Annotated in this window: 20 protein-coding genes and 2 tRNA genes; 6 read left to right on the top strand and 16 right to left on the bottom strand. The window is 70.2% G+C overall.

The features are described from left to right. Positions 1–54 precede the first annotated feature (54 nt). From EAO75_RS24240 to pgsA, 3 genes are read right to left on the bottom strand one after another with little or no spacing between them, the layout of a single operon-like run. The gene (locus tag EAO75_RS24240; RefSeq protein ID WP_147997146.1) at positions 55–1,230 is read right to left on the bottom strand and encodes a glycosyltransferase family 4 protein; all 1,176 of its coding nucleotides are present in this window, start codon (positions 1,228–1,230) and stop codon (positions 55–57) included. Beyond that, complete coding sequence (locus EAO75_RS24235; protein ID WP_147997145.1) at positions 1,227–2,156, bottom strand: phosphatidylinositol mannoside acyltransferase; 930 nt, start codon at positions 2,154–2,156, stop codon at positions 1,227–1,229. Before EAO75_RS24235 ends, EAO75_RS24240 begins: the two co-directional genes overlap by 4 nt. Next, positions 2,153–2,899 carry a phosphatidylinositol phosphate synthase gene (gene pgsA, locus EAO75_RS24230; RefSeq protein ID WP_147998047.1) on the bottom strand — a complete coding sequence of 249 codons (747 nt, stop codon included), beginning with the start codon at positions 2,897–2,899 and terminating at the stop codon, positions 2,153–2,155. The genes EAO75_RS24235 and pgsA overlap by 4 nt, the downstream gene beginning before the upstream one ends. A 219-nt stretch (positions 2,900–3,118) precedes the next feature. Here pgsA and EAO75_RS24225 point away from each other — a divergent pair, with 219 nt between their 5' ends. Continuing rightward, complete coding sequence (locus tag EAO75_RS24225) at positions 3,119–5,317, top strand: elongation factor G-like protein EF-G2 (protein ID WP_147997144.1); 2,199 nt, start codon at positions 3,119–3,121, stop codon at positions 5,315–5,317. Between the two features lie 205 nt (positions 5,318–5,522). Next, positions 5,523–7,184, top strand: coding sequence for a hypothetical protein (locus EAO75_RS24220; RefSeq protein ID WP_147997143.1), 1,662 nt, complete (start codon positions 5,523–5,525; stop codon positions 7,182–7,184). Between the two features lie 112 nt (positions 7,185–7,296). Here the strand turns inward: EAO75_RS24220 and EAO75_RS24215 are convergent, their stop codons facing one another. After that, positions 7,297–7,848, bottom strand: coding sequence for an HIT family protein (locus EAO75_RS24215; protein ID WP_147997142.1), 552 nt, complete (start codon positions 7,846–7,848; stop codon positions 7,297–7,299). Positions 7,849–7,926: 78 nt separating this feature from the next. Between EAO75_RS24215 and EAO75_RS24210 the strand changes: the two genes are divergently transcribed. Then, entirely contained in the window at positions 7,927–8,586 is a 660-nt protein-coding gene (locus EAO75_RS24210) for a potassium channel family protein (RefSeq protein WP_147997141.1), read from the top strand. Between the two features lie 35 nt (positions 8,587–8,621). On the opposite strand, the gene thrS is transcribed toward EAO75_RS24210, so the two are convergent. The 3 genes from thrS to EAO75_RS24195 form a co-directional block, all read right to left on the bottom strand. Further along, the gene (gene thrS, locus EAO75_RS24205; protein WP_147997140.1) at positions 8,622–10,598 is read right to left on the bottom strand and encodes a threonine--tRNA ligase; all 1,977 of its coding nucleotides are present in this window, start codon (positions 10,596–10,598) and stop codon (positions 8,622–8,624) included. Between the two features lie 121 nt (positions 10,599–10,719). After that, positions 10,720–11,949 carry a hypothetical protein gene (locus EAO75_RS24200; protein WP_147997139.1) on the bottom strand — a complete coding sequence of 410 codons (1,230 nt, stop codon included), beginning with the start codon at positions 11,947–11,949 and terminating at the stop codon, positions 10,720–10,722. Beyond that, positions 11,946–12,512, bottom strand: a complete 567-nt coding sequence (locus EAO75_RS24195) for a DUF4365 domain-containing protein (RefSeq protein WP_147997138.1) — start codon at positions 12,510–12,512, stop codon at positions 11,946–11,948. The genes EAO75_RS24200 and EAO75_RS24195 overlap by 4 nt, the downstream gene beginning before the upstream one ends. A 168-nt stretch (positions 12,513–12,680) precedes the next feature. On the opposite strand from EAO75_RS24195, the gene EAO75_RS24190 reads away from it, so the two are divergent. Further along, positions 12,681–13,406, top strand: coding sequence for a 3'-5' exonuclease (locus tag EAO75_RS24190; RefSeq protein WP_147997137.1), 726 nt, complete (start codon positions 12,681–12,683; stop codon positions 13,404–13,406). Between the two features lie 40 nt (positions 13,407–13,446). On the opposite strand, the gene EAO75_RS24185 is transcribed toward EAO75_RS24190, so the two are convergent. Together EAO75_RS24185 and EAO75_RS24180 are read right to left on the bottom strand one after the other, a co-directional pair. Beyond that, positions 13,447–13,518: transfer RNA gene (locus tag EAO75_RS24185), tRNA-Val, on the bottom strand. A 39-nt stretch (positions 13,519–13,557) separates the two neighbouring features. After that, on the bottom strand, positions 13,558–14,016 hold the full coding sequence (locus EAO75_RS24180; RefSeq protein WP_147997136.1) for an SRPBCC family protein: 459 nt from the start codon (positions 14,014–14,016) through the stop codon (positions 13,558–13,560). Between the two features lie 100 nt (positions 14,017–14,116). On the opposite strand from EAO75_RS24180, the gene EAO75_RS24175 reads away from it, so the two are divergent. After that, positions 14,117–16,552: an SCO7613 C-terminal domain-containing membrane protein gene (locus EAO75_RS24175; protein WP_147997135.1), complete on the top strand. Its 2,436-nt coding sequence runs from the start codon at positions 14,117–14,119 to the stop codon at positions 16,550–16,552. Between the two features lie 69 nt (positions 16,553–16,621). On the opposite strand, the gene EAO75_RS24170 is transcribed toward EAO75_RS24175, so the two are convergent. From EAO75_RS24170 to EAO75_RS24140, 7 genes are all read right to left on the bottom strand, one after another. After that, positions 16,622–19,357: a Tat pathway signal sequence domain protein gene (locus tag EAO75_RS24170; protein WP_147997134.1), complete on the bottom strand. Its 2,736-nt coding sequence runs from the start codon at positions 19,355–19,357 to the stop codon at positions 16,622–16,624. Between the two features lie 104 nt (positions 19,358–19,461). Beyond that, positions 19,462–20,061, bottom strand: a complete 600-nt coding sequence (locus tag EAO75_RS24165) for a hypothetical protein (protein ID WP_147997133.1) — start codon at positions 20,059–20,061, stop codon at positions 19,462–19,464. 13 nt (positions 20,062–20,074) lie between these two features. Further along, positions 20,075–20,971, bottom strand: a complete 897-nt coding sequence (locus tag EAO75_RS24160; RefSeq protein WP_147997132.1) for a carbohydrate ABC transporter permease — start codon at positions 20,969–20,971, stop codon at positions 20,075–20,077. Next, on the bottom strand, positions 20,968–21,969 hold the full coding sequence (locus EAO75_RS24155; protein ID WP_187284562.1) for a carbohydrate ABC transporter permease: 1,002 nt from the start codon (positions 21,967–21,969) through the stop codon (positions 20,968–20,970). Before EAO75_RS24155 ends, EAO75_RS24160 begins: the two co-directional genes overlap by 4 nt. Continuing rightward, positions 21,969–23,258, bottom strand: coding sequence for an ABC transporter substrate-binding protein (locus EAO75_RS24150; RefSeq protein ID WP_147997130.1), 1,290 nt, complete (start codon positions 23,256–23,258; stop codon positions 21,969–21,971). The genes EAO75_RS24155 and EAO75_RS24150 overlap by 1 nt, the downstream gene beginning before the upstream one ends. A gap of 350 nt (positions 23,259–23,608) precedes the next feature. Beyond that, positions 23,609–23,680 (bottom strand) — tRNA-Val (locus EAO75_RS24145). A gap of 87 nt (positions 23,681–23,767) precedes the next feature. Then, complete coding sequence (locus EAO75_RS24140) at positions 23,768–24,226, bottom strand: TIGR02611 family protein (RefSeq protein ID WP_147997129.1); 459 nt, start codon at positions 24,224–24,226, stop codon at positions 23,768–23,770. 191 nt (positions 24,227–24,417) lie between these two features. On the opposite strand from EAO75_RS24140, the gene EAO75_RS24135 reads away from it, so the two are divergent. Next, positions 24,418–24,831: an SsgA family sporulation/cell division regulator gene (locus EAO75_RS24135; protein WP_004002642.1), complete on the top strand. Its 414-nt coding sequence runs from the start codon at positions 24,418–24,420 to the stop codon at positions 24,829–24,831. Positions 24,832–24,980 lie beyond the last annotated feature (149 nt).

Genomic DNA, 24,980 nt, shown 5'->3' with positions numbered 1-24,980 from the left:
TGTGTTCGGTCGGGGCGTCGGTGTCGCCGTCACCGGGAGCCCGCAGCCACCCCGTCAGTCCCGCGCCAGCCCCAACCGGGCCCGCAGCCCGCTCCCCCCGCTCCCGGTCCGCTCGTCCGCCGCCACCGCCGCCGCGCCGTCCGTCACCGTCTCGTACACCGACATGATGTCCGCGCCGACGGTCGACCAGTCGAAACGGCGTACGTGTGCGCTCCCGCGCTCCCGGAGCTCCGTCAGGCGGGCCGGGTCCTCCAGGAGGCGTACGGCGGTCTCGGCGAGGGCGTCGGCGTCCTCGTTGGCGAAGAGTTCGCCGGCCGAGCCCTGGTCGAGGACCTGGGCGAAGGCGTCGAGGTCGGAGGCGAGGACCGGGGCGCCGGCCGACAACGCCTCGACCAGGATGATCCCGAAGCTCTCACCGCCGGTGTTGGGGGCGACGTACAGGTCGACGCTGCGCAGGAAGCGGGCCTTGTCCTCGTCGCTGACCATGCCGAGGAACTCGACGCGGGAGCGGAACTCGGCCGGCAGGGACTCCACCGCCTCCTTCTCGTCGCCCCGGCCGGCCACCAGGAGCCGGGTCTGCGGGCGGGCGGCGAGGATCTTCGGCAGGGCCCGCATCAGGACCGGCAGGCCCTTGCGGGGCTCGTCGATGCGGCCGATGAAGCCGATCGTGTCGCCCTGCCACTCGGGGTTGGGCTCGGCCTTGGCGAAGAAGTCGACGTCGACGCCGTTCGGGATGACGACCGCGTCGCCGCCCAGGTGTTCCACCAGCGTGCGGCGGGCGTACTCGCTCACCGCGATGCGGGCGCTGATCTTCTCCAGGGCCGCCTGAAGGATGGCGTACGCGGCGATCATCGCTCTGGAGCGCGGGTTGGAGGTGTGGAAGGTCGCCACGATCGGGCCCTGCGCCGCCCAGCAGGCCAGCAGGCCCAGGGACGGTGACGCCGGCTCGTGGATGTGGATGACGTCGAACCGGCCGTCGTGCAGCCAGCGACGGACCCGGGCGGCGGAGAGGAAGCCGAAGTTCAGGCGGGCGACCGAGCCGTTGTAGGGCACGGGAACGGCACGGCCCGCCGAGACGACGTACGGCGGGAGCGGGGTGTCGTCGTCGGCGGGGGCCAGGACGGACACCTCATGGCCGAGTCGGATGAAGTACTCGGCGAGGTCGCGGATGTGGAACTGGACGCCGCCCGGGACGTCCCAGGAGTAGGGGCAGACGATGCCGATCCTCACGGACGTTCCCCGTCCCGGCCGTCGGCGGATGGTCGTGGTTCCAGGTCCGCGAGCCACAAGCGCTGGAGCATGTGCCAGTCCTCCGGATGTTCGGCGATCCCCGAGGCGAAGGCATCGGCCAGCGCCTGTGTCATCACAGACGTCTTCTCGGCCCGGGTACCTGACTCGGGTACCTCGACCGGGGGGTGGATCCGGCCCTGCATGACGGGCGAGTCGTCGTACCAGAGCGTGACGGGGAGCAGGAGCGCCCCGGTCTGCTGGGCGAGGAGGGCGGGGCCTGCGGGCATGCGGGCCGTGGCGCCGAAGAAGTCCACCTCGACGCCGGAGGCGGACAGGTCGCGTTCGGCGACCAGGCAGACCAGGCCGCCGTCGCGCAGCCTGCGGGCCAGCGTGCCGAAGGCGGTGCCGCCGCTGTGCGGCAGGACCTCCATGCCGAGGCCCTCGCGGTAGGCGACGAAGCGGTCGTAGAGCGTCTCGGGCTTGAGGCGTTCGGCGACCGTCGTGAACGGCGTCTGAAGTTTGGTGGTGACCCAGGCGCCCGCGAGGTCCCAGTTGGCCAGGTGCGGCAGGGCGAGGATGACGCCCTGGTCGGAGGCCAGGCCGTCGGTCAGATAGTGGACGTCCTTGGGGTCGAAACCGTTCTTTATGCGCTCGGGGCTCCAGGCGGGCAGCCGGAAGGACTCCATCCAGTAGCGCAGGTACGACCGCATGCCCGCGCGCGAGAGCTCGGCCAGGCGCTCCGGGCTCGCGTCGGGCACCACGCGCGCGTAGTTGCTCTCCAGCCGCTTGACGCCCTTGCCGCGCTGCTTCCAGGCGAGGTCGGCGATGGTGCGGCCGAGCCGGACGGCGACCGGTTCGGGGAGCTTCTTGACGGTGCCCCAGCCGAGTCCGTACAGCGCGTCCGTGAGCCGATCCCGGGCACTCACTTGGCGGCCTCGCTCCCGTGAGAGGCGTTCTGCGGATTCTCCTGGGCGGCAGCCGCGGCCTCCGCCTCCGCGGACTCGCGGCGGACCGTGACGACGCGCTGGATCAGCGTGACGAGGCTGCCGACCGCGACGATCCACAGGGCGACCGGCAGCAGGTACTGGATGCCGGGCACCCCGAACTTGTGCAGGCCCGCGAAACCGGCCGCGACGAGGGAGATGACCAGGCGTTCCGCGCGCTCGACCAGGCCGTTGACCGCGACCGGCAGGCCGATCGACTCGCCTCGGGCCTTGGTGTACGACACCACCTGGCCGCTGGCCAGGCAGAAGATCGAGACCGCGCACAGGACGAGGTCGTCGCCGCCACCGGCGTACCAGAGGATGAAGCCGCCGAAGATCGCACCGTCGGCGACCCGGTCGAGCGTGGAGTCCAGGAAGGCGCCCCATCGGCTGGAGCGGCCGAGCTGGCGGGCCATGTTGCCGTCGACGAGGTCGGAGAACACGAACAGCGTGATCACGACCGTGCCCCAGAAGAACTCGCCCATGGGGTAGAAGACCAGCGCGCCCGCGACCACGCCGGCGGTGCCGAGGAGCGTGACGGTGTCGGGGCTGACGCCCCGCCGGATCAGAAACGCGGCGAACGGGGTGAGGACACGCGTGAAGAATGCACGCGCGTACTTGTTCAGCATGGCCTTCCCGAGGGTCGGTGTGGCGCCGCGGCCCCTGCTGGCCACCGGCTGGCCCATCGTAGCCACGCGCGCGTGAGTGCGACCGCCGGGCACTCGTACAGCGCGTAAGCGGGCCGGGTCCACCAGTCCCGGATGGCAGGATCGCGTCCGCCGTATGGACGCACCGTGACGGGAGTGGAAAGCTCGAAGGACCGCGGGCGTCACCGGAGCCGCCATCGCACGCGGATCGGTATGTCCGCGCCCACAGTGACCTCACCGTGCACGGGAGGCAGGATCATGGGCGACAAGGCAAACGCACACCCCGGAGCCGCCGGCAGGGCTACAGCGGCCGACCACCCCGCGTCCGTACGGAATGTGGTATTGGTCGGCCACTCCGGATCGGGCAAGACCACCTTGGTGGAAGCCCTCGCACTCACGGCGGGGGCGGTGAACCGGGCGGGCCGCGTGGAGGACGGCGGCACGGTCTCGGACTACGACGAGATCGAGCACCGGCAGCAACGCTCGGTACAGCTGTCACTGGTGCCGGTCGAATGGGACGGCATCAAGGTCAACCTTCTCGACACCCCCGGATACGCCGACTTCGTCGGGGAGCTGAGGGCCGGTCTGCGAGCAGCGGACGCGGCCCTTTTCGTCGTCTCCGCCTCGGACGGCGTGGACGGCTCGACCCGCATGGTGTGGGAGGAGTGCGCGGCCGTCGGCATGCCGCGCGCGATCGTCGTCACGCACCTGGAGGCCGCGCGGGCCGACTACGAGGAGATGACGCGGATCTGCGCGGAGGCCTTCGGCGGGGACGACCCCGACGCGGTGCTCCCGCTGTATCTGCCGCTGCACGGTCCGCAGGGCCCGGACGGGCACGCACCCGTGACCGGGCTGATCGGGCTGCTGTCGCAGAAGCTGTTCGAGTACTCCTCCGGGGAGCGCAAGGAGTCCGAGCCGGGCGAGGACCAGCTGCCCGAGATCGAGGAGGCCCGCAACCGGCTGATCGAGGGGATCATCGCCGAGAGCGAGGACGAGACCCTCATGGACCGCTATCTCGGCGGCGAGCAGGTCGACGTCAAGACGCTGATCGAGGACCTGGAACGGGCCGTCGCGCGCGGCAAGTTCTTCCCCGTCCTGGCCGCCGCACCCGCCGCCGACGGTGCCCGGCAGGGCCTCGGCACGGTCGAGGTGCTGGAGCTGGTCACGGGGGGCTTCCCGACCCCGTTGGAGCGCGAGGCGCCACGGGTCACCACGGTGAACGGCAAGCCGCGTGAGCTGAAGCTGTGCGATCCGGACGGGCCGCTGGTCGCGGAGGTCGTGAAGACGGCGTCCGACCCCTATGTCGGCCGGGTGTCGATGGTGCGCGTGTTCTCCGGCACCCTGCGTCCCGACGAGACCGTGCACGTCTCCGGACACGGGCTGGCCGACCGCGGGCACGAGGACCACGACGTCGACGAGCGGATCGGCGCCCTGTCCGCGCCCTTCGGCAAACAGCAGCGCACGCTCAGCCATGCCATCGCCGGTGACCTCGCCTGCGTGGCGAAACTCAGCCGCGCGGAGACCGGCGACACGCTGTCCTCCAAGGACGACCCGCTGCTGATGGAGCCCTGGCAGATGCCGGATCCGCTGCTGCCGCTGGCCATCCAGGCGCACAGCAAGGCGGACGAGGACAAGCTGTCGCAGGGCCTGTCCCGGCTGGTCGCCGAGGACCCGACCATGCGCCTCGAGCAGAACCAGTCCACCCACCAGGTCGTGCTGTGGGCCCTGGGCGAGGCGCATGCGGACGTCGCGCTCGAACGGCTGCGCAACCGCTACGGCGTGCAGGTCGACGTCGTACCCCACAAGGTCTCGCTGCGGGAGACGTTCGCCAACAAGGCGGCGGGCCGCGGCCGGCATGTGAAGCAGTCCGGTGGCCATGGGCAGTACGCGATCTGCGAGATCGAGGTGGAGCCGCTGCCGGGCGGCTCGGGCATCGAGTTCGTGGACAAGGTCGTCGGCGGCGCGGTGCCCCGGCAGTTCATCCCGTCGGTGGAGAAGGGCATCCGGGCCCAGGCGGCCAAGGGGGTCGTGGCCGGCCATCCGCTCGTCGACATCCGGGTCACGCTGCTGGACGGCAAGGCGCACTCGGTGGACTCCTCCGACGCCGCGTTCCAGACGGCCGGCGCGCTGGCGCTGCGGGAGGCGGCGGCGGACACGAAGATCCATCTGCTGGAGCCGGTGGCCGAGGTGTCCGTGCTCGTCGGCGACGACTACGTCGGCGCCGTGATGAGCGACCTCTCCGGGCGGCGCGGCCGTGTTCTGGGCACCGAGCAGACCAGCGGTGCCCGCACGCTCATCAAGGCCGAGGTGCCGGAGATCGAGATCGGCCGGTACTCCGTCGACCTGCGGTCGCTGTCACACGGCACCGCGCGCTTCAACCGGGTGTACGCGCGGCACGAACCGATGCCGGCGCAGATCGCGGAAAGGATTCGTGAAGAGGCACGCGACGCCTCGTAGTTGGCGCCCGGCGCCACCAAGTGGCGCTTGTCCGCGCCCCTGAGAGCGGCTTTGCGGAACGCTCCCCTCCGCGTCGGCGGGCGGCTTCGGCCGTCCGCCGACGAATGTCGGTGGCGGAGGATACTCTGATCATTGATCAACAGGTGTGCGCAGTACGGAAGTCGGGAAGGCCGCAGAAGCGACAGTGCGGCGATCGGGGGCGGGAATGACCGTTGAGAGCGGTTACGCGGACATCTTCGGTCCGCAGGTGCCTCGCACGGCCGGCGAGGGGCAGACGGCGACGTTCGCGCTGGCCTCGGCGGCCTACCGGGACAACCCGTACGAGGACATCAAGAAGGCCGACAACGAATGGCACAAGACCGACGTCAAGGCCGGCCGCAAGTGGGCGAAGATCTTCCGGCCCAACCTGGGTGAGGCCTACTCACGGGCCGTCGTCGACCGCATGCTCGGCAGCGGCCGCAAGCCCTTGATCCAGTCCTTCGGCACCGAGCCGCAGGTCGTCGTCGAGCACGCCCTGGCCGCCAACAACATCCGCAAGGCACGCGACCGGATGCTCAGCGCCGTCATGGTGATCTGCGGCGTGCTGTTCCTGCCCGGGCTGCTGCTGTGGCTGCTGGTCTTCCAGTTGCGCACCACCATCGCCAAGCGGGACGCGAAGCGGGGCGGCGCGCTCGCCTCCGTGCTGCTCGTCGCGGCGGGAGCGCTGGCGGTGATCTTCCTGATCCGCATGCCGTTCACCGGATTCTGGGCCTTGTATGCGCGGGCCTCGGTCGTCATGCCCGTGCTCGGCTGGTTCTGGGCGAAGCAGGTCTGCGAGCGCACCGCGAAGGACCTGCGGGGGCGCTGGGACAGCCTGCTGGCCGGCAGCAGCGTCGGCGCGAAGGTGCCGGAGGCGGTGCCGACCAGCCCCACCGAGACCCAGGCCGAGCAACTGCGCCAGTCCCTGGCCAAGCTGAGCGCCGAGCAGCAGTCCAACTCCGTGTTCTACGCCGGGCCCAAGGGGATACTGGGCATGGGCACGCGCTGGGGCAGCTGGCAGCTCGCCGAGGACCTGGTGGCCGCCGACCCGACCCGGGAGATCCACCCGTTCCGCAGCTGGGACGTCATCCGGTCCATCCATGACAAGTTGCGGATGCTGGAGCGCGGTCCGCTCAACACCGGTGGTTTTCCCAAGCCCTCGATACGGCACTGGGTCGTCACGCCGATCGCCGAGGGCGCGAAGGCCGTGTCCCGGCCGGAGGGCACGGACGTCGAGGCGTACCAGGTCAAGACGCACGCGATCCAGGACATCTGCAACAAGCAGCAGTTCGGCAGCGGTGACCGGCACTACCTGGGCGTCCAGTGGACGCTGTGGGACGGCCAGTTGATCATCACGATGCTGATCACGGTGACCGTGCTGCACGAGACGTTGCGCATCGAGGTGACCGGGCACGCCCTCGGTCCGGTGAACGGGCTGTTCCAGGAGAAGCCCGAAGCGCCGACCAAGGAGGTCACCAAGTCGTTCAAGCCGTGGGAGACCCGCAAGGTGAAGCTTCCGCTGGTGAACACCGACGAGGTGGTCCGGCTGGCGGTGCGGGCCCCGATCTCCTGGTATCCGCCGCTGCTGAACTGGCTCGGCGGGACGATAGGGCTCCCCGAGCCGTTCGGACTGCGGCACGCGTGGGCGGATCAGCCGTGGCGGCACCGCTTCATGGCCGACGACGCGCTGCGGGCGGCCACACCGGTGCTGCGCGTGGTGCACGCGGCGGCGATCAAGGTGCTGGGTGAGAACGGCGTGGACACCGAGAAGTTCGGTGCGCGGTCGTCGTTCCTGAGCACGTCGGTGCAGGATCCGATGCCGCGCAAGGCGGACGTCTACGACGCGTAGGCCTGCGGCGGTCGGGCCGTGAGGTGGGTTTGGGTGACCGGTGCTGGGGGCTGCGCCCCCAGACCCCCCTTCGGCCTTGACGGCCTCGTCCTCAAACGCCCTACGGGCTGATTTAGCTCACCGTCGGCCAGGCTTCCGCCAGCATCTTGCGCGTGTCCCCCAGCAGCTGCGGCAGCACCCGCGTATGCCCCACGACCGGCATGAAGTTCGTGTCGCCGCCCCAGCGCGGGACGATGTGCTGGTGCAGGTGGGCCGCGATGCCGGCGCCGGCGACCGTGCCCTGGTTCATGCCGATGTTGAAGCCGTGGGCTCCTGAGGCGGTGCGCAGGGCCGTCATCGCCTGCTTGGTCAGCGCCGCGAGCTCGATGGTCTCCGGCTCGGTGAGGTCGGTGTAGTCGGCGACGTGACGGTAGGGCACGACCATCAGGTGGCCGCCGTTGTAGGGGTACAGGTTGAGGACCGCGTAGACCTGCTCCCCGCGCTTGACGATCAGACCGTCCTCGTCGGACTTGGCCGGGATGGAGCAGAAGGGGCAGCCGTCGTCGGCACCAGGACCGGTCGGCTTGTTCTCACCCTGGATGTAGGCCATCCGATGGGGCGTCCACAGGCGCTGGAACGCGTCCTGGATCCCCACTCCCCACTGCTGCTCCGGCTCACTCGTCATGCGTGAAGCATATTGCTTCGTCCGTTCGCGGCGTGTCGCCGGGGCGACGGGAGGGCCGTCACCGGCCAAGCTGAGCCGGTGGACGACGACAGCCCTTACAGCCGCTGGGAGCAGCGCACCGAGATCCCGCTGTTCTTGGCGTCACTGGTCTTCCTGGCCGCCTATGCCGCCCGTGTGCTTGCTGTGAGCATGCCGTCCTTCTGGAAGGAGGTGTGCCTGTACGCGATGCTCGCGCTGTGGCTGCTGTTCGCCGTGGACTACGTCACGCGCTGGCGGCTCGTCGGGGGGCGCTTCCTGCGCTTCGCCAGGACCCACTTCCTGCACACGGTCGTGGTCATCCTGCCGTTGCTGCGGCCGCTGCGGATCGTGCCGCTCTACGACGTGATCCAGCGCCGGCAGGGGCAGCCCCGGCTCTCGCTGCACGCGCGCGTGATCGCGTACGCGAGCCTGGCGACCTTGCTGCTCGGCTTCGCCGGTTCCCTCGCGGTCTACCAGGCCGAACGCGGAGCGCCCGGCGCCACCATGCGGACGTTCGGGGACGCGCTGTGGTGGGCCTCGGCGACCCTCACCACGGTCGGATACGGCGACATCACCCCGGTGACCACGCGCGGCCGGGTGATCGCGACAGGGATGATGGCCGGCGGGCTCGCCCTGCTCGGCGCGGTGACGGGATCGTTCTCCTCCTGGCTGCTACAGATCTTCTCCCGCGAGAGCGACACGAAGCCCCCGGAGAGCTGAGCCTCCCGGGGGCCTCGTGATCGTGTACGGCCGGATCAGACCTGCGCCCGCTCCTCGACCACCTGCGCGATCTTCGCGATGGCGTCGTCGAACGCGATGCCGTTCTCCTGCGAGCCGTCGCGGTAGCGGAAGGAGACGGCGTTGTTGGCCATGTCCTCGTCGCCCGCGATCACCATGAAGGGCACCTTCTGCTTCTGGGCGTTGCGGATCTTCTTCTGCATACGGTCCGAGGAGGAGTCGACCTCGACGCGCAGGCCCTTCTTCTTGGCGGCCGCGGCGAACTTCTGCAGGTAGTCCACGTGCCCGTCGCCGATCGGGATGCCGATCGCCTGGACCGGGGCCAGCCACGCCGGGAAGGCACCCGCGTAGTGCTCCAGGAGCACCGCGAAGAACCGCTCGATGGAGCCGAACAGTGCGCGGTGGATCATGACCGGGCGCTGCTTGGTGCCGTCCGCGGAGGTGTACTCCAGGTCGAAGCGCTCCGGCAGGTTGAAGTCGAGCTGGATCGTCGACATCTGCCAGGTGCGGCCGATGGCGTCCTTGGTCTGGACGGAGATCTTCGGCCCGTAGAAGGCGGCGCCGCCCGGGTCGGGCACGAGCGGGAGGCCCTGCTTCTCGGCGACCTGGCGCAGGGTCTCGGTCGCCTCCTCCCAGACCTCGTCGGAGCCGACGAACTTCTCCGGGTCCTTGGTGGACAGCTCCAGGTAGAAGTCGGTCAGACCGTAGTCGCGCAGCAGGCCGAGGACGAAGGTGAGCGTCTTGTCGAGCTCCTCCGACATCTGCTCGCGCGTGCAGTAGATGTGCGCGTCGTCCTGCGTGAAGCCACGCGCACGCGTGAGGCCGTGCACGACGCCCGACTTCTCGTACCGGTACACGGTCCCGAACTCGAAGAGGCGCAGCGGCAGTTCACGGTAGGAACGCCCGCGCGCGTCGAAGATCAGGTTGTGCATCGGGCAGTTCATGGGCTTGAGGTAGTAGTCCACGCCCTCGTCGAGCTGCATGGGCGGGTACATGCCCTCGGCGTACCAGTCCAGGTGCCCGGACGTCTCGAAGAGCTTCCCCTTCGTCGCGTGCGGGGTGTAGACGAACTCGTAGCCCTCCTCCTCGTGCCGGCGGCGCGAGTAGTCCTCCATCACACGGCGGATGATGCCGCCCTTGGGGTGGAAGACGGCCAGGCCGGAGCCGATCTGCTCCGGGATGGAGAACAGGTCGAGTTCGTTGCCCAGCTTGCGGTGGTCGCGCTTCTCGGCCTCGGCGAGGAAGTCCAGGTAGCCCTTGAGCTCGTCCTTGGACGGCCAGGCGGTGCCGTAGATGCGCTGGAGCATCGGGTTCTTCTCGCTGCCGCGCCAGTAGGCGGCCGCGTTGCGCATCAGCTTGAACGCCGGGATCGCGCGGGTCGACGGCAGGTGGGGACCGCGGCAGAGGTCCTTCCAGCACAGGTCGCCGGTCTTCGCGTCGAGGTTGTCGTAGATCGTCAGCTCACCGGCGCCGACCTCGACATCCGCGCCGTCGTCGCTGGACGCCGAGCCCTTGAGGCCGATCAGCTCCAGCTTGTACGGCTCGTTCGCGAGCTCCTCACGGGCGCCCTCGTCGGTGACGACGCGGCGGGCGAACTTCTGCCCCCGCTTCTGGATCTCCTGCATCTTCTTCTCGATGGCCTTGAGATCCTCGGGCGTGAACGGCTTCTCGACGTCGAAGTCGTAGTAGAAGCCGTCCTTGACCGGCGGGCCGATGCCCAGCTTGGCCTCGGGGAAGAGCTCCTGCACGGCCTGCGCCATCACATGCGCGGTGGAGTGGCGCAGGATGTTCAGGCCGTCCTCGGAGGAGATCTCGACGCCCTCGACCTCCTCGCCGTCGGCGAGCATGTACGACAGATCCCTCAGCTCGCCGCCCACGCGCGCGGCGACGATCGAGCGCTCGCCGGCGAAGAGGTCGGCGGCTGTAGTGCCCGTCGTCACCACGCGTTCTTCCCGCTCGGAATCGCGTTGGATGATCACACGGACGTCTGACACCGGTCTCTCCTGACTGAAGGTGGGCTGCGGCGCCATACCAGGAGCGCGCGCATTACGCGATCGTACCGACCTCGGACGGCCGACCGCGAAACGGTCACCCTCGGCCCACCGGCTCAGCCCGTCAGTCCTCCCGCTCGTCCCCGCCGCACGCCTCCTCGAAGAAGTCCAGATCCTCCTGGAGCGACTTCATCAGCCGGTCCCGCTCGGCCTCGTCCACCTGTACCGGCACGACCCCGGTGGCCCCGGTGATCTTGCGGAAGCCGCCCCGGCTCTCCAGGCGCCCGTGCACGCGTACGGGCAGCCCGACGAGGTGGGCGTGGCCGGCTATGCGGTACGCCTCCTCGTCGAGGGTGAGCCGGACGTGCGGCACCTCGGCGCCCGCGATGACCCGCAGCCGTACGGTGCCCTCCCCGCGCGGCCCCGACCTGCGCATGCGTACGACCGCGCCGGTGATCCGGACCGGCACGGACGGCTCCTCGCGCAGATAGCGGGCCGCGGCCTCGCGCAGCACGGGCAGGTCGCCCGGCGAGAACTCGACGGCCTCGACACCGGCCGCGCAGTCCGCGGGCACCCCGGCCGCGGGGGCCCAGTCGACGGCGATGCGCGCGCCCTCGGTGCCGCGCACCAGCGCCACCAGCGCTTCGGTGAGCTCGCGGCTGACGCCCGCTTCGACGGCGCCGTCGAAGGCGTCCATGCCGCCGGTGGCCCGCTGGTAGTCGATGGCCTCGCGGGCGGCGTACAGCGCCTGGTGCAGGCGGACGGCGAGCGGGCGCCCCGCACCGACGGGCACGAACGCGGCGAGGTGGTGGCCACCGGCCCCGGAGCCGACGAGGACGCTCTCCAGCATGGCGGCGGCCGAGCGGCGGTGCCGGGCGCCGTAGTAGCCGGCACGCGCGCGCGTGGCGAGCGCGGCGGCGAGGAGCATCTGGCGGGCGGCGGTGCGCAGTTCCTCCTCGACCGTCCAGGGCGCGGCACCGGCCGGCCCGCTCGGTGCGTCCCGCCACCAGCGGACCTCGTCGCTGGGCACGGCCAGTCCGACCAGCACCTCGCGTGCGGAGGGCATGCCGCTGCGGGACAGGGCGACGAGCGCCTCGCCGAGCAGGTCGTCGCTGTCGGGGAAGGCGCGGGATTCGGGGACGAGCAGGCTGGTGCCGTTGCTCCCCGGGCCGGGCGGGGTCCAGCGGCCGTAGCGCCCGGCCGCTCCCCCGCGCCGCTGCCAGCCGTGCCGGTGCAGCAGGGCGCTGAGCACGGCGGGGTCGACCTCGCCGGGCTCGGGGGGACGCTCCCAGGACGGGTCGACCGGGTGCGGCCTCGCTGGTCGTACCGGTTCCTCCAGGGGGCGATGCGTCATGGTTTGCCTCCCGTCCCGACCCGCGTCATGATCTCGCAGAGCGCCCGGTCGTCGAAAATGCGTGAGGTCGGCACCCGTACGGTGGTACGGCGCCGCCCGGTGATCGGGTGTCCGGCCAGGTTGACCCAGTAGCAGCAGTGCCGCAGGTCGAGCCGGTCGTGGCCGGCGCGCAGCCACTGCTCCTGCGACCGCGGGACGATCATCACGACCATGATCTTGTGCACCGAGACCGGGGTGCGGGCGAGCTTCGCCAGATGGTCGTTGTCGAGCGTGAAGGAGAAGAAGCGGCCCGGCGGGTTGGGTGCGATCTGATAGGTGGCCTTGAGCTGCACCTTGATGGTGACCTCGTCGTCGACCGTGTGGCCGGGCGCGCTGTGGCTGACGTGCCAGTCGATGCCGTTGTCCGGAAATGGCTGGGACAGTGAGCAGCCGGCCGCCGCCGCGACGGCGTGCAGATAGCCCACCTGCAGTGTCTCCATGCAGGCGGTAGTGGCGAGTGAACCGCGATGGGGGCCCGTGCGTTCGGGCAGCAGCCCGCCCCGCTCGGGCTGCGCTATCGCCATGACCAACAGCCTTCCACGCCAGGTGAATCCCCGTACCGGGCCGCTGAACTGCAAAGACCCGCACTCCTGTTGTGTCCTTCCGGCGTACGCCGCAAACGGCCCGGGTATCACCAAACGGGCAGAAGACGGTACGTCAGCTGCCGTGGGTGAACGAGGGGTTGTGTAGGTATGGCGTGCTGGTATGAAGGCCCGCTGGCGGCATTCGACACGGAGACAACAGGCGTGGACGTCGAGACCGACCGGATCGTTTCGGCGGCCGTCGTCGTCCAGGACGCCCCGGGCGCCCGGCCGCGGGTGACGCAATGGCTGGTGAACCCGGGCGTGCCGGTGCCGGAGGCGGCGACGGCAGTACACGGACTGACGGAGGATCATCTCCAGCGCAACGGCCGCTGGCCGGCGCCGGTGATGCAGGAGATAGTCGAGGAACTGGCCGGACAGGCGGCGGTGAGCCGGCCCATAGTCGTGATGAACGCACCGTTCGATCTGACACTGCTGGACCGCGAGTTGCGCCGCCATCGTGCGTCGTCCCTGGACCACTGGTTCGAGACGACGCCCATGCTGGTGCTCGACCCGCGTGTCCTCGACAAACATCTGGACCGCTACCGCAAAGGCCGCCGCACGCTGACGGACCTGTGCGCGCACTACGGCGTCACGCTGGACGGCGCGCACGACGCGGCGGCCGACGCAATGGCCTCGCTGGAGGTCGTAAGGGCGGTGGGCCGGCGTTTCGCGGCCCGGCTGGAGCGCCTGTCCCCCGCGGAACTGCACACGCTCCAGGCGGTGTGGCACGCGGCACAGGCACGTGGCCTGCAGGCGTGGTTCGCCCGCAGCGGCAGCGAGGAGGCGGTGGACCCGGCGTGGCCGCTGCGCCCGGACCTGCCGGCGGCGGCATGAAGAAGGCCGGTCCGCTACGGCGGACCGGCCTTTTTCCCGGTGGGCGATACTGGGTTCGAACCAGTGACCTCTTCGGTGTGAACGAAGCGCTCTCCCACTGAGCTAATCGCCCGGGAACGCAGTGAACAATACAGGTCCCTTCGCGTTTCCTTCAAACCGCTTGCCGGCCACCGGCCAGGTACCCGGCCAGTCCGCGCCGCCCGGAGCGCATCATCAGCCAGTGGTTGGCGCGGAAGACGGGCCGCCCGGGTACGGCGAGACGCCGCAGCAGCGGCTTGTTCACGTCGACGACCTGGTCGTAGCGAGCCAGGGTCCCGTCGCCGTGCGCGGTGAGGGTCCAGCGCGCCCAGCCGTCGATGTCCCCGCTCATGGCGATCTCCAGCACCCCGGCCTCGCGGTCCCGGCGCACCTCGCGCGCGGTGAAGGTCATGGCGTACGGCAGGAGGGAGCGGATCGTGATCACACCGCTGGTGTCGTCGATCCGGTTCACCGCACGCACCTGGGGCCACCAGCGGGGATAGCCCTCGGCCTGCTGCAGCGCGTCGTAGACGGCGGCGGGCGGCGCGGGCAGGGCCCACAGGCTGCGGAAGCGGTAGTGGCTCCAGTCCATGGGCCGAGTCTGCCCCCGTCAGCGGGTTTGTGCCCTGTCTGAGTACGTTCTGAGTACGCGCACTCATGCCGTCCGGCGTGACACGGACCACACTCCAGGCATGACGCACTTTCCGCCCCCGGCCGAGGAGTTGCGGCTCCTCGACCTCGAACTGCGCCAACTGGACGCCCGCCGGGCCCAGTTGCTGCACCGCCGGGCCTGGCTGGTCACCGCGCTGCAAGCGGCGGCGCCCCAGGCCGCTTCGTCTCCTGCGCCCGTCGCACCGCCCCGCCCCGAGGCCTCGGCGCCCCGGGTGCAGAACGTCCTGCTGGTGCTGGGCGGTGTCCTGCTCACCATCGCCGCGATGGCGTTCACGCTGGTCAGCTGGGGGCACATGGGGATCGCCGGGCGGGCCCTGGTACTCGGCGGGGTCACGGCGGCGGTGCTCGCCGCGCCGGTGCCGCTGCTGAAGCGCGGGCTGCGCTCGACGGCCGAGTCGGTGGCGGGGCTGGGCCTGGCCCTGACCGTGCTCGACGCCTACGCACTGCACGAGGCCGCGCTGGCCGACGTGGACACCACGGGCTACGTCGCCGCCGCTTCGGCGGTCCTCGCGGCCCTGTGGACGGCGTACGGTCTGCTGCCGCGCACCTCCGAACTGCGTCTGCCCCTGCCCGCCGCACTGGCCGCCGCCCAACTCCCGCTCACCCTGTGGGCGGTGGCGGCCGACGCCGGTCTGTTCGCGATCACGGCCGCCGTGCTGGTGACGGCCGGGTTCGACGCGGGTGTGGCGCTCCGGGTGCCCGCCGGGTCCGTACGGATCACCGCCGTGATCGGTGCGTACGGCATGGGCGCGTGGGGCGTATGGGCCGCCGGCTGGCTGTCCTGGACGGCCACCGGCCCGAGCGCCGCCGCCCGTGCGGCGGCGCTCCTCCTCTTGGCCGCGGGTATCGCGCTCACCGCGGCGTGGCAGGAGGTCGCCGCGAAGCAGGCGCTCGGCCTGTCCGTCGCCGCCGGTGCCCTCACGGTCGCCGCGCTCGGCGGCACGGCCCGCTCCGCACTGCCGGGGGCGTGGACGGTTCCGGCGTATCTGGTGTGCGGGATCGCCCTGTTGGCGGCGGTCCGGGTGGACCGGCTGCCGGAGGCGGTGCGCGCCGGGCTCACGCGGGCCTCCGCGGCCGTACAGGGGCTCGCCCTGCTGTGGACGCTGCCGCTGGTGGGGGTCGCGCTGGTGGGTCCTCTCGGCTGGGCGGAGCAGGTGTGGTCCGGGGCGCCGGACGGCATGCGCGAGGCGGTGACGGTCGACGCGCCATGGCCGCCGGACGCGGAGACGGTGCCCGTCGTCCTGGCCGTGGTCGCGGTCGTACTGCTCCTCGCGGTGCGTGACGCGGTGTGGCGGCCCCGGGCCCTGACCGGTGCGGCGTCGCTGGCGTGGGCGACGGCGCTGGTACTTCCGGCAGTGCTCGAAGTCCCCTACGCCGTGGGCCTGGTGGCTCTCGGGATCACGACGGTCGGCGCGCTCGCGGCAGCCATGTGGATACGGCCGTCCGAGCGGCCTGAGACGCAGGAGGAGCCCGCGGCGGCCTCCCCAGTCGCCTTCCCCACCCCTCGCGCGACCGCCACGGTCCTCGCCCTCCTGACGTCCCTCCCCCTCGCCTTCCTCTCCCTGACCACCGAAGCCGCCACACTCTCGGTGCTCTCCGCGCTGACGGCACTCTTCGCGGCGGCCTCCTGGAAGCCGCACCTCGCCCCGGTCACGGCCCCGACCGCGCTCGCGTACGCCGCCGGGCTGGCGTGCGCGGCAGGTGCCGCGGCCGGCTGGGAGCCGCAGTACATCGCCCTGCCGGTCCTGGCGGTCCCGGTGGCGGCGGCCCTGCTCGCGGCGCGGCTCGGTGACGGGCCGGCGACGGTCCCGGTCGAGGTGACGGGCGCGCTCGCCGCGCTGCTCGCGGTCGGGCTGGCCGCGGCCTCGGCCGACCTGGCGATGGTGGCCCTGGTGCTGGCACTGTGCGGTGTGATCACCGCCGGTACGGCGATCCGCCCCGAGCGCAGGCCCGTCGCCTACGCCTCCGCCGGGCTGTTCGTGCTGGCCACGTGGGTGCGCCTGGCGGCCTGGGACATCGGGACGCCGGAGGCGTACACGCTGCCGGTCACCGTCCCGGCCCTGCTCGTCGGCGCCCTGCGCAGACGCCGCGACCCCGAGGCCTCGTCCTGGTCGGCGTACGGCCCCGGCCTCGCCGCCACCCTCGTGCCGAGCCTTCTCGCGGCCTGGGGCGACGCGCACTGGACGCGCCCGCTGCTGCTGGGCCTTGCCGCCCTGGCGGTCACCCTGCTCGGCGCCCAGCACCACCTCAAGGCACCGCTGCTGCTCGGCGGCACGGTGCTCGCCCTGGACGCCCTGCACGAACTCGCCCCGTACATCGTCCAGGTGACGGACGCGCTCCCCCGCTGGGTGCCGCCCGCCTTGGCCGGCCTGCTCCTGCTGGCCATCGGAGCGACGTACGAGCAGCGCCTCAGGGACGCCCGAAGGATGCGGGACTTCCTGGGCAACATGCACTGAAACGCCGCCCCAACGGGCGCGGGGAACTGCGCGACCAGCCACCACGGTCCCGCAGTTCCCCGCAAACCGTTACGGCATCCTGTCTCCGAGCAGCGCCAGGTTCTCGATGGCCGCGAGCCCATAGAGCGCCGTGTCGTTCGTCGACACCCAAGCGGCCTCACTGCCCGGAACCAAGGCAGCCGGCCCCCTCAGCTCCTCCGTCTTCCAGGGCGCCGACTCCTTATACCCGTCGGAGTTGTAGAACTTCTCCCACGCGCGCGTGGCGAGCTTCTCGTCCCCCGTGCGGACGGCGGCGTACGCATCGAGCCGCGAGTGCCCCTGGAAGAGCAGCAGGGAACCGAAGTTGGAGCCGTAACGCGCCGCCTGCTCGGCCTTGGTGGCGTTGAAGTAGCGGCAGTAATCGAAGTACGCCTCGTTGAACTTCGGCATGTCGACGAGATCGATGAGCTCGGCGCACAGCTCGTTCAGCCCGAACACCGCGGACAGGTGGGAGACCCCGACCACCGGCCCCGCGGCGATCGCGAACCTGCCCGTGTCGAGGTCGTACAGGCCGCTGCCCTGCACGAACCCGTTCGGCTGGGCGGCGATCGTCTCCATCGTCGACAGGACCCGCGCCTTGGCCTTCTCCCACTTGGGGCCCCTGCGCTCCCACTCCGTCAGCCACGCCGAGGCCAGCCCGCTCCAGTCCGTGCCGAAGCCGATCGACAGCGCATGCCGGTCGGGCGTGTACGGCTCGGTGCGGATCTTGCGGATCGGGTCCAGCACCAGGAACGTCTCGTCGGAGTCGACGTTGGCGTGCATGAGGTCGCCGACGCGCTCGTCGGCGGTGAGGAAGTAGTAGTAGCGGCGATACGTCGTGTTGGCGATGCGCTGCTGCTTGGCGCTGTCGGCGTAGTGCTGGACGCCGTGCCGGGTGCCGAGGCCGGCCCACTCGCCGAGGTGGTAGACGTCGACCTCGCCGGTGTGCCGGGTCATCGCCTCGGCGAAGCGGAAGATGTCGGCGCGGCCGGAGCGCAGATACGCGAACCAGAGCCAGAGGTCCGGCGACAGCTCGGAGTTGTCCCAGGCGTAGCCGCCGATGTCGTACCGCCACTGGTGTCTGACGGTGTCGTAGGTGTGCATGATGTCGCCGTAGTCCCAGAAGCCGTACCACCGGCGCTGCTCCACCTGGTCCTTGTAGTAGGTGAAGAGGAAGTCGAGGTGGTCCTCGATCTTCGCCTTGGCGGGCGTGGAGCGGTCCGGCTCGGAGTACAGCCCCGGCCCGAAGACCTTGGCCTTGATGAGCTGCCCCGGCGAGGCGGCCAGCTGCGGCAACACCCGGACGGCCTCGACCTGCTGGGCCAGGGCTTCGGCCGAGGGCGTGGACTCGTTGGCCCAGAAGAGGAGTTCGGAGGTTCGGGCGATGCCGTAAGGCGTGCCGAACTCCGGCTCGTAGTCCTCGTAGGTGATGTTGAGGCCTTCGAGCTGCTCGGGGAAGGTGTCCTGGCCCATGCCGTCGTGGTAGAAGCGCAGGTCCATGGGCTGGGCCTCGGGCGACCAGAGCCACAGGGTGACCTCGGCCTCGTCGGTGTGGGCGTCGCGGATGTCGAGCTGGGCCGGGTACTTCTCCCAGAAGTCCCGCAGCCCGAACGACAGCCCGCCGCTGACGCCACCGACGTAGCCGAATCCGGACGCCCGCCTGCCGCCGCCGGCGCCGATCCAGCCGTGGCCCTTCTTGGTGCGCTTGCGCAGGGTGAAGCCGTCGGCGCAGAGCTGGGAGAGGGTGTGGTCGCCCCACTCGGGGATGTACTGGAGGCGGGTGGTGACCCGCTGGTCCCAGGTGGCCGGGTCGGGCAGCTTCTCCCCCGCGAACTGCGCCGCCTGTACGGCCGCCCCCGGGTCGCGGCGCAGTCCGGTGATGCCCTTGACGGCCTCGCGGAGCATGCCGGTGCCCTCGCCGCCGATGCGGATGTGGCGGTCGTAGGACTCATCTCTCATCGGCACGGTGAAGCGCACGCCGATACCCCGGATGAAGTCGCCGCTCGCCTTGCCCGGCTCCTGCGTGCCGTCGAAGGTGATGGTGTGCACCATGCGGAAGGAGTCGGCGCCCGCGTAGAAATAGAGGCGGATGGAGAACGGGAGCCAACTCCGGTTGCCCTTGCGGTGCTTGCCGTCGATGCGGACCACGGCCCGGACCGGGCCCTCCTGCTCGACGGTCACCTCGGAGATGGCACCTTCGAAACGCTCGGTCCTGACCGCGCCCTGGTCCTCGTCCTCGATCTCGGGCTGACGGATCAGCACGAGCCGCCCGTTTCTGGCGATCTCCGTGGAGCCTCGGGTGACCGACTTGATGAGGGTCGCGCCCGACTTGCCGATCCTCGCGGTGATGACGCCGGTCGAGACGTCGACGCTGGCGCCGCTCTTGTCGACGGTGACCTTCCTGGCGGGGGCGGTGGCCTGGCCGGGGCTCAGCGTGAGCTTGCCGGTGCCCGAACTCACGGCGTGGGCCGTCCACTTGAGAGAGCCGTCGGGCCAGTAGGCGATCGGCCACGACTGCACGGGTACGGCCTTGCCGTCGGCGTCCGTCAGCGCGAAGGTCTGGTCCTGCTGGTACGCGCCCTTCGGCCAGGGGACACCGACGGTGGAGCCGGGTGCGGCGCCGAGGCCGCCGTCCTCCAGCCAGTCCAGGGTCACGGGATCCGCGTCGGCGACCTCGGCTGCGGGCGCGGCCTGTGCGTCCTTCGCCCCTGGTGCCCAGCTGAACTGCGCGGCGGCTCCGGCGACCGCGGCCGCCTTGAGAAGGGACCTGCGGGGGATGGGGGACATGGCCTTTCCTTTCCGTGCGGATGCGAGGGGTGGTCAAGGGCATGACAGAGAGAGGTACGGCGCTCGGGGCGCCGACCTGGGAACTTCGTGTGGGGCGCCGCCGCTCAGCGGTGCCGGTACCGCTCCTCCACGGCGACGGCGGCCGCCGCCACGGCACCCAGGACGGGGACCGCCAGCGGCGCGGCGAACCAGGCGGAGGCGGCCACGACGGCCAGCCCGCCGATGACCAGGAAGGACCCGGCGGGGTCGAGCACGGTACGCCGCCCGGCGCCCGCGAGCAGCGCCCGCCAGCCGGCGTCGGGCGTCCAGGAGGCCGCAGCCCGCAACAGCGCCACGACGGCACCGATCAGCGCGAGCAGCCCGATCGCCCCGACCAGCGGGCCCCCGGGAATCCCGGCCCGCGCGGCCTGCACGTCCACCCGGACCGCGGCCACCACCGCCCACCAGGCGAGCCCGACGGCCCACCCGCCGCGCACGGCCACCCGGAAGTCGGCGACGAACTCCCGCAGACCCCCGCTCTGGTGACCGATTCGGCGCCGCAGATGCCGGGCCCCGGCCGCGAAGGCGGCCGGAAAGGTCACCACGCCGAGGGAGGCCACCGCGATCCACACACCGGTGAGCAGACACTCGGCGAACACGCCGAACCGCTCGGCGAACACGGACTCCGTGGCCGGCGTACGGGCCTTCACGCGCGCTTGGCTCATCGTGACCGCCCCCTCAGCCCTTCAGTCCGGACGTCGCCATGCCGTCGATCAGATACCGCTGGAAGGCCAGGAAGAAGGCGAGGACCGGCAGCAGGGCGACGAGCGACATGGCGATCATGCCGCCGTAGTTCGCCACCCCTTCCTGGTCGACGAACATCTTCAGGCCGAGGGAGACGGTGTACTTGTCGGGCTCGTTGAGGTAGATCAGCGGGCCCATGAAGTCGTTCCAGGAGTTGATGAAGGTGAAGATCGCGCTGGTGATCAGGGCCGGCCGGCACAGCGGCAGCATGATCGACCAGTAGATCCTCACGTGTCCGCAGCCGTCGAGCCGGGCCGCCTCGTCGAGTTCCTTGGGCAGGTTGCGCATGAACTGCACCATCAGGAAGACGAAGAACGCCTCCGTGGCGAGGTACTTCCCCAGCAGCAGCGGGGTGTAGGTGTTGATCATCTCCATGTTGCGGAACAGCACGTACTGCGGGATCAGCAGTACGTGATACGGCAACAGGAGCGTGCCGATCATCAGCGTGAACAGCAGGTTCCGTCCCGCGAACCTGATCCTCGCGAAGGCGTAGGCGGTCAGCGAGCAGGACGCCACGATCCCGATCACGGAGCCGACCGCGAGGAAGAGCGAGTTGAGGAAGAAGGTGGAGATGGAGATGTCGGCGATGCCGTCGGTGAGGCTCGTGAAGTTGGACACGATCGGGTCGCCCGGGAAGAGGTCCAGGCTGCCGACGATGTCCTCGCTCTTCTTGAAGGAGCCGCCGATGACCCAGATCACCGGGTAGAGGATCACCGCGAGGATCAGCAGCGACCCGAGGTGCCAGGTGACGGACCCGGGCAGTCTGCGGCGCAGCGCCCCGGCCCGCGCGGAGGGGGCCGGCTCGATCTCGGTGGCCGATGGGGAGGTCATCGGGCGCCCTCCTCGTAGTGCACCCAGCGCTTCTGGGACCAGAACAGCACCGCCGTCACCAGAGCGACCGCGACGAGCAGCATCCACGCCATGGCGGAGGCCAGCCCCATCCGGCTGTTCTCGAAGCCCTGGACATAGAGGTAGCAGGTGTAGACCATCGAACCGTCGGCCGGACCGCAGGCGTTGCCTCCGGCGCCGCCGCCGACGATGTACGCCGAGCTGAAGATCTGGAAGGAGTGGATGGTCTCCAGCAGGACGTTGAAGAACAGGACCGGGGAAATCATCGGCAGGGTGATGCTCCAGAACCGCCGGAGCTTGCCGGCCCCGTCGACCTCGGCCGCCTCGTACAGCTCCCGCGGGACCTGCTTGAGACCCGCGAGGAAGATGACCATCGGGGCGCCGAACTGCCAGACGGTGAGCGCCACCAGGCTGTAGATGATCAGGTCCGGGTCGCCGGTCCAGCCGCCGACGTCGATCCCGAAGACCTTCTGCGTACGGTCGACGATCGCGTCGTCCGCGAAGATCGCCTTCCATACGATCGCGACGGAGACACTCGCGCCGATCAGCGACGGGGCGTAGAAGGCGGCCCGGTAGAAGGCCTGCCCGCGCCGCTTCTGCGCCAGAAGCAGGGCCACGCCGAGGGCCGCGAGCAGCTTGAGCGGCGTGCCGACGACGACGTACCAGAGCGTGACCTGCACCGAGTGGCGCCAGCGGGGATCGCCGAGCATCTCGGAGAAGTTGTCGAGGCCGATCCACTTGGGCGCGTCGAAGAGGTTGTAGTCGGTGAAGGCGAAGTAGAGCGAGGCGACCATCGGGCCCGCGGTGAGCAGCAGGAACCCGGCGATCCAGGGAGACATGAAGGCATAGCCGGCCAGGTTCTCCCGGCGGACCCGCCGCTTGAGGGCGGCGGGTCGCTCGGGCTTCACCGGTCCGTGCCGCGGCTCGGAGTCCTGGGTCAGGCCCTCCATCGCAGGGGCGTGTGTCACGGTCATTCCCATCAGACGACGAGAGCCGTCTTCGACTCGGTGAAGAACTGCTGGACGGCCTCGTCGACCGAGCGCTTGCCCAGGGCGAGTTCCTCTGCGATGCGCAGGAACGCCGCCTCGCAGATGTCGGCGCCGTTCGGGTGCGGCGTGATGGGCTCCAGGACGCCCGACTCGACGAGGGACGTCTCGTAGGCGGCGATCGCCTTGTTGACCTCGTCCGTCGGCTGGAACGCGTCGAACTGGGCCTGCGTGGCGGGCACACCCCGGTCGTAGCCCATGATCTTGGCGACCTCGGGGTCGTGCACCATGAAGTCGATGAACTGGGCGACCTCCTTGGGGTGCTCGGTGCGCTTGGAGGCGCTGAGCATGAGGGAGCCGAGGTACTGGCCGGTCTTCTTGCCGTCGGTGGTCGGGATGGGCGCGAGGCCGTACTCGCTCTTGCCCTCGGAGGTGTAGCGGATGGTGAAGTTGTCCCAGGTGAACTCACTGCCCGCGAGCTCGGCGGACACGGCCGACTTGGGCTTGATCTGGGCGACCTTCTTGGCGTCGGCGTAGAGGCCCTCCTTGACGCCCTTCTCGGCCTTGGTCCACCAGTCGGTCAGATCGGCGTCGGTGAAGCCGAGTCCGTCCTCGGTGAAGAAGGCCTTGCCGTTCTGGCGGAGGTAGAGGTCGTAGAGGTACATGACGCCGTACATGCCGCTGTCGCCCGCGCGGCCCGCCCTGTCGCGGATCTTCTTCATCGCCGCGTCGAAGTCGTCCCAGGTCCAGCCCTGTTCCGGCTTGACGCCCGCCTTGGTGTAGACGGGCTTGTCGATGACGAGGGCCATGGAGTTGGAGCCGACCGGGACACCGAGGAGCTTTCCGTCGATCTCGCCGAACTTGTCCAGGCCCGCGCGGAAGCCGTCCATGGAGAGGTTGCCGGCCTCGACCTGCTCACTGAGATCGAGCAGAACATTCTTCGCGTCGTATTTGCGCAGGAATCCAATGGCATTCTGGAACACGTCCGGCGGATTCCCCCCGGAGGCCTGCGTGTTGAACTTCTTCCAGAAGTCGGTGTACGGCTGAAAGTCCGTCTTGACCTTGATCTTCGGGTACTTCTTGTGGAAGAGATCGATGGTCTTGTTGATCCGCTCGGCGCGGTCCTCGGCACCCCACCATGCGTAACGGATCGTCACCGTCCCGTCGGCGGAGGCTCCCCCGTCGCCCCCGCATCCGGTGGTCGCGGCCAGCCCGAGTGTGGCCGCCGTGGCGCCGGCCGCCTTCAGGATCGTGCGCCTGTCGACATTCCTGTTGGTTCCCACAGTCGGGCCCTCCCCGCAGCGTCGTTGCCGCCTGCATGAATCGTTTCAAGTAAGCGCTTGCTGGCACAAGCTACGGAGGGCCTCGGGGTGCGTCAATGATTCGGACAGGAATTTCTCGCGGGCCCGCGTGGCAAGTTGACGGCCCGTGAGGGCGGGCGGACCGGGTCGAGGGTGCGATGTCGCAGGTGAGGGGTGTGCGGTCGCCGACGAGTTGACGGGGTACGGCGTCGCCCGGGGAGGGAACCTCGCCGGGCGGCCTCGGCCGGAGATGTCGCCGCTCCGAGACGGCGCACGACGCGCAAACGCCGACGGCCCGCCTGCACTGTCGCAGACGGGCCGTCGGATCCGGGTGGGCGATACTGGGTTCGAACCAGTGACCTCTTCGGTGTGAACGAAGCGCTCTCCCACTGAGCTAATCGCCCGGGCGCACGGAGAACATTACCCCATGTCAGGGGGTGCGTGTGACCAGCGCGAAGCCGCCCCGGCCGACGTCCGCACCCCCTCGCGGATCACTGGTCCTTGATGTTCCAGGGCATGACGATGCCGAACTTCCACAGGTAGATCCCGAGGATCACGCCCACGATCACCAGGCCGATCGACGTCAGGATGATGTTGCGGCGCCGCACCTTCGGGTCGAGGGCCTTCTGGGCCGCCTCGGTGACCTTGCGCTTGGTCCAGCGCAGCACGAGCTGGGCCCATACGAACTCGGTCGCCCAGACCGCCATGCCACCGAAGATGACCACCCAGCCCGGACCCGGCAACGGCAGCAGGACGATGCCGGCGCCCACTATGGCCAGGCCGATGATGAAAACGCCCACCTGCCAGCTCAGATGCAGCGCTCTACGCGCCTTGACGAACTCCGGCGCTCTCGACCCGAGCCCCTGCTCGCCGTCGTCCTTCACACCATCCACTTCGACCTCGTTGGTAGCCACGGCAACCTCGCCCGGCTCGTTACTCCCCGTATTCATACGGCCAAACCCTACCGGACCGAAACGAGTCACCGGAATGGTCGTACCTCGCGAACCGGTTCTCGGCCGGAAGAGTTACGTAAAGGCACGCAAAACACTCAGAGGGGTTTACAACGGCACCGTAGGTGGCATGTCGATTTCGCCGACGTGCGAATCCCCGAGCGCACACTGAGCGAAAGGCCCTGGCGCTTATGAACACCACGGTCAGCTGCGAGCTGCACCTGCGCCTCGTTGTGTCGAGCGAGTCCTCCCTGCCTGTCCCCGCAGGCCTGCGGTACGACACGGCCGACCCCTACGCCGTGCACGCCACCTTCCACACCGGAGCCGAGGAGACCGTCGAGTGGGTGTTCGCCCGCGACCTCCTCGCGGAGGGCCTCCACCGGCCCACCGGCACCGGCGACGTCCGCGTCTGGCCGTCGCGCAGTCATGGTCAGGGCGTCGTTTGCATCGCCCTGAGCTCTCCGGAGGGCGAGGCGCTGCTGGAGGCGCCCGCACGCGCTCTGGAGTCGTTCCTGAAGCGGACGGATGCCGCCGTGCCTCCCGGCACGGAGCATCGGCATTTCGACCTCGATCAGGAGCTCTCTCACATCCTGGCGGAAAGTTAGGGCGAGGCCCCACGAAGCCGCCCGGCGCCGTCGACTCGGGGAGACGGCTCGGGCCAAGACAACCGCATACGGCACACAGCAGCGCCGTCTCCGCACCGCGGGGGCGGCGCTGGTGCGCATGCGGGTGACGGGGGCCGTGGGGCGAGAGG

This window comes from Streptomyces sp. UW30 (assembly GCF_008042075.1).
Classification (GTDB): Bacteria; Actinomycetota; Actinomycetes; order Streptomycetales; family Streptomycetaceae; genus Streptomyces.
Note: the sequence above shows the minus strand (reverse complement) of the source record. Positions and strands in the feature narration are given on the sequence as shown.

What these genes read in the sequence shown, in the direction of transcription:
- EAO75_RS24200 (WP_147997139.1), bottom strand. Translation starts at nt 11,949, where the DNA reads ATGACGCATCGCCCCCTGGAGGAACCGGTACGACCAGCGAGGCCGCAC.
- EAO75_RS24220 (WP_147997143.1), top strand. Translation starts at nt 5,523, where the DNA reads ATGACCGTTGAGAGCGGTTACGCGGACATCTTCGGTCCGCAGGTGCCT.
- EAO75_RS24165 (WP_147997133.1), bottom strand. Translation starts at nt 20,061, where the DNA reads ATGAGCCAAGCGCGCGTGAAGGCCCGTACGCCGGCCACGGAGTCCGTG.
- EAO75_RS24160 (WP_147997132.1), bottom strand. Translation starts at nt 20,971, where the DNA reads ATGACCTCCCCATCGGCCACCGAGATCGAGCCGGCCCCCTCCGCGCGG.
- EAO75_RS24190 (WP_147997137.1), top strand. Translation starts at nt 12,681, where the DNA reads ATGGCGTGCTGGTATGAAGGCCCGCTGGCGGCATTCGACACGGAGACA.
- EAO75_RS24225 (WP_147997144.1), top strand. Translation starts at nt 3,119, where the DNA reads ATGGGCGACAAGGCAAACGCACACCCCGGAGCCGCCGGCAGGGCTACA.
- EAO75_RS24140 (WP_147997129.1), bottom strand. Translation starts at nt 24,226, where the DNA reads ATGAATACGGGGAGTAACGAGCCGGGCGAGGTTGCCGTGGCTACCAAC.
- EAO75_RS24155 (WP_187284562.1), bottom strand. Translation starts at nt 21,969, where the DNA reads ATGGGAATGACCGTGACACACGCCCCTGCGATGGAGGGCCTGACCCAG.
- EAO75_RS24180 (WP_147997136.1), bottom strand. Translation starts at nt 14,016, where the DNA reads ATGGACTGGAGCCACTACCGCTTCCGCAGCCTGTGGGCCCTGCCCGCG.
- EAO75_RS24135 (WP_004002642.1), top strand. Translation starts at nt 24,418, where the DNA reads ATGAACACCACGGTCAGCTGCGAGCTGCACCTGCGCCTCGTTGTGTCG.
- pgsA (WP_147998047.1), bottom strand. Translation starts at nt 2,899, where the DNA reads ATGGGCCAGCCGGTGGCCAGCAGGGGCCGCGGCGCCACACCGACCCTC.
- EAO75_RS24170 (WP_147997134.1), bottom strand. Translation starts at nt 19,357, where the DNA reads ATGTCCCCCATCCCCCGCAGGTCCCTTCTCAAGGCGGCCGCGGTCGCC.
- EAO75_RS24195 (WP_147997138.1), bottom strand. Translation starts at nt 12,512, where the DNA reads ATGGCGATAGCGCAGCCCGAGCGGGGCGGGCTGCTGCCCGAACGCACG.
- EAO75_RS24175 (WP_147997135.1), top strand. Translation starts at nt 14,117, where the DNA reads ATGACGCACTTTCCGCCCCCGGCCGAGGAGTTGCGGCTCCTCGACCTC.
- EAO75_RS24215 (WP_147997142.1), bottom strand. Translation starts at nt 7,848, where the DNA reads ATGACGAGTGAGCCGGAGCAGCAGTGGGGAGTGGGGATCCAGGACGCG.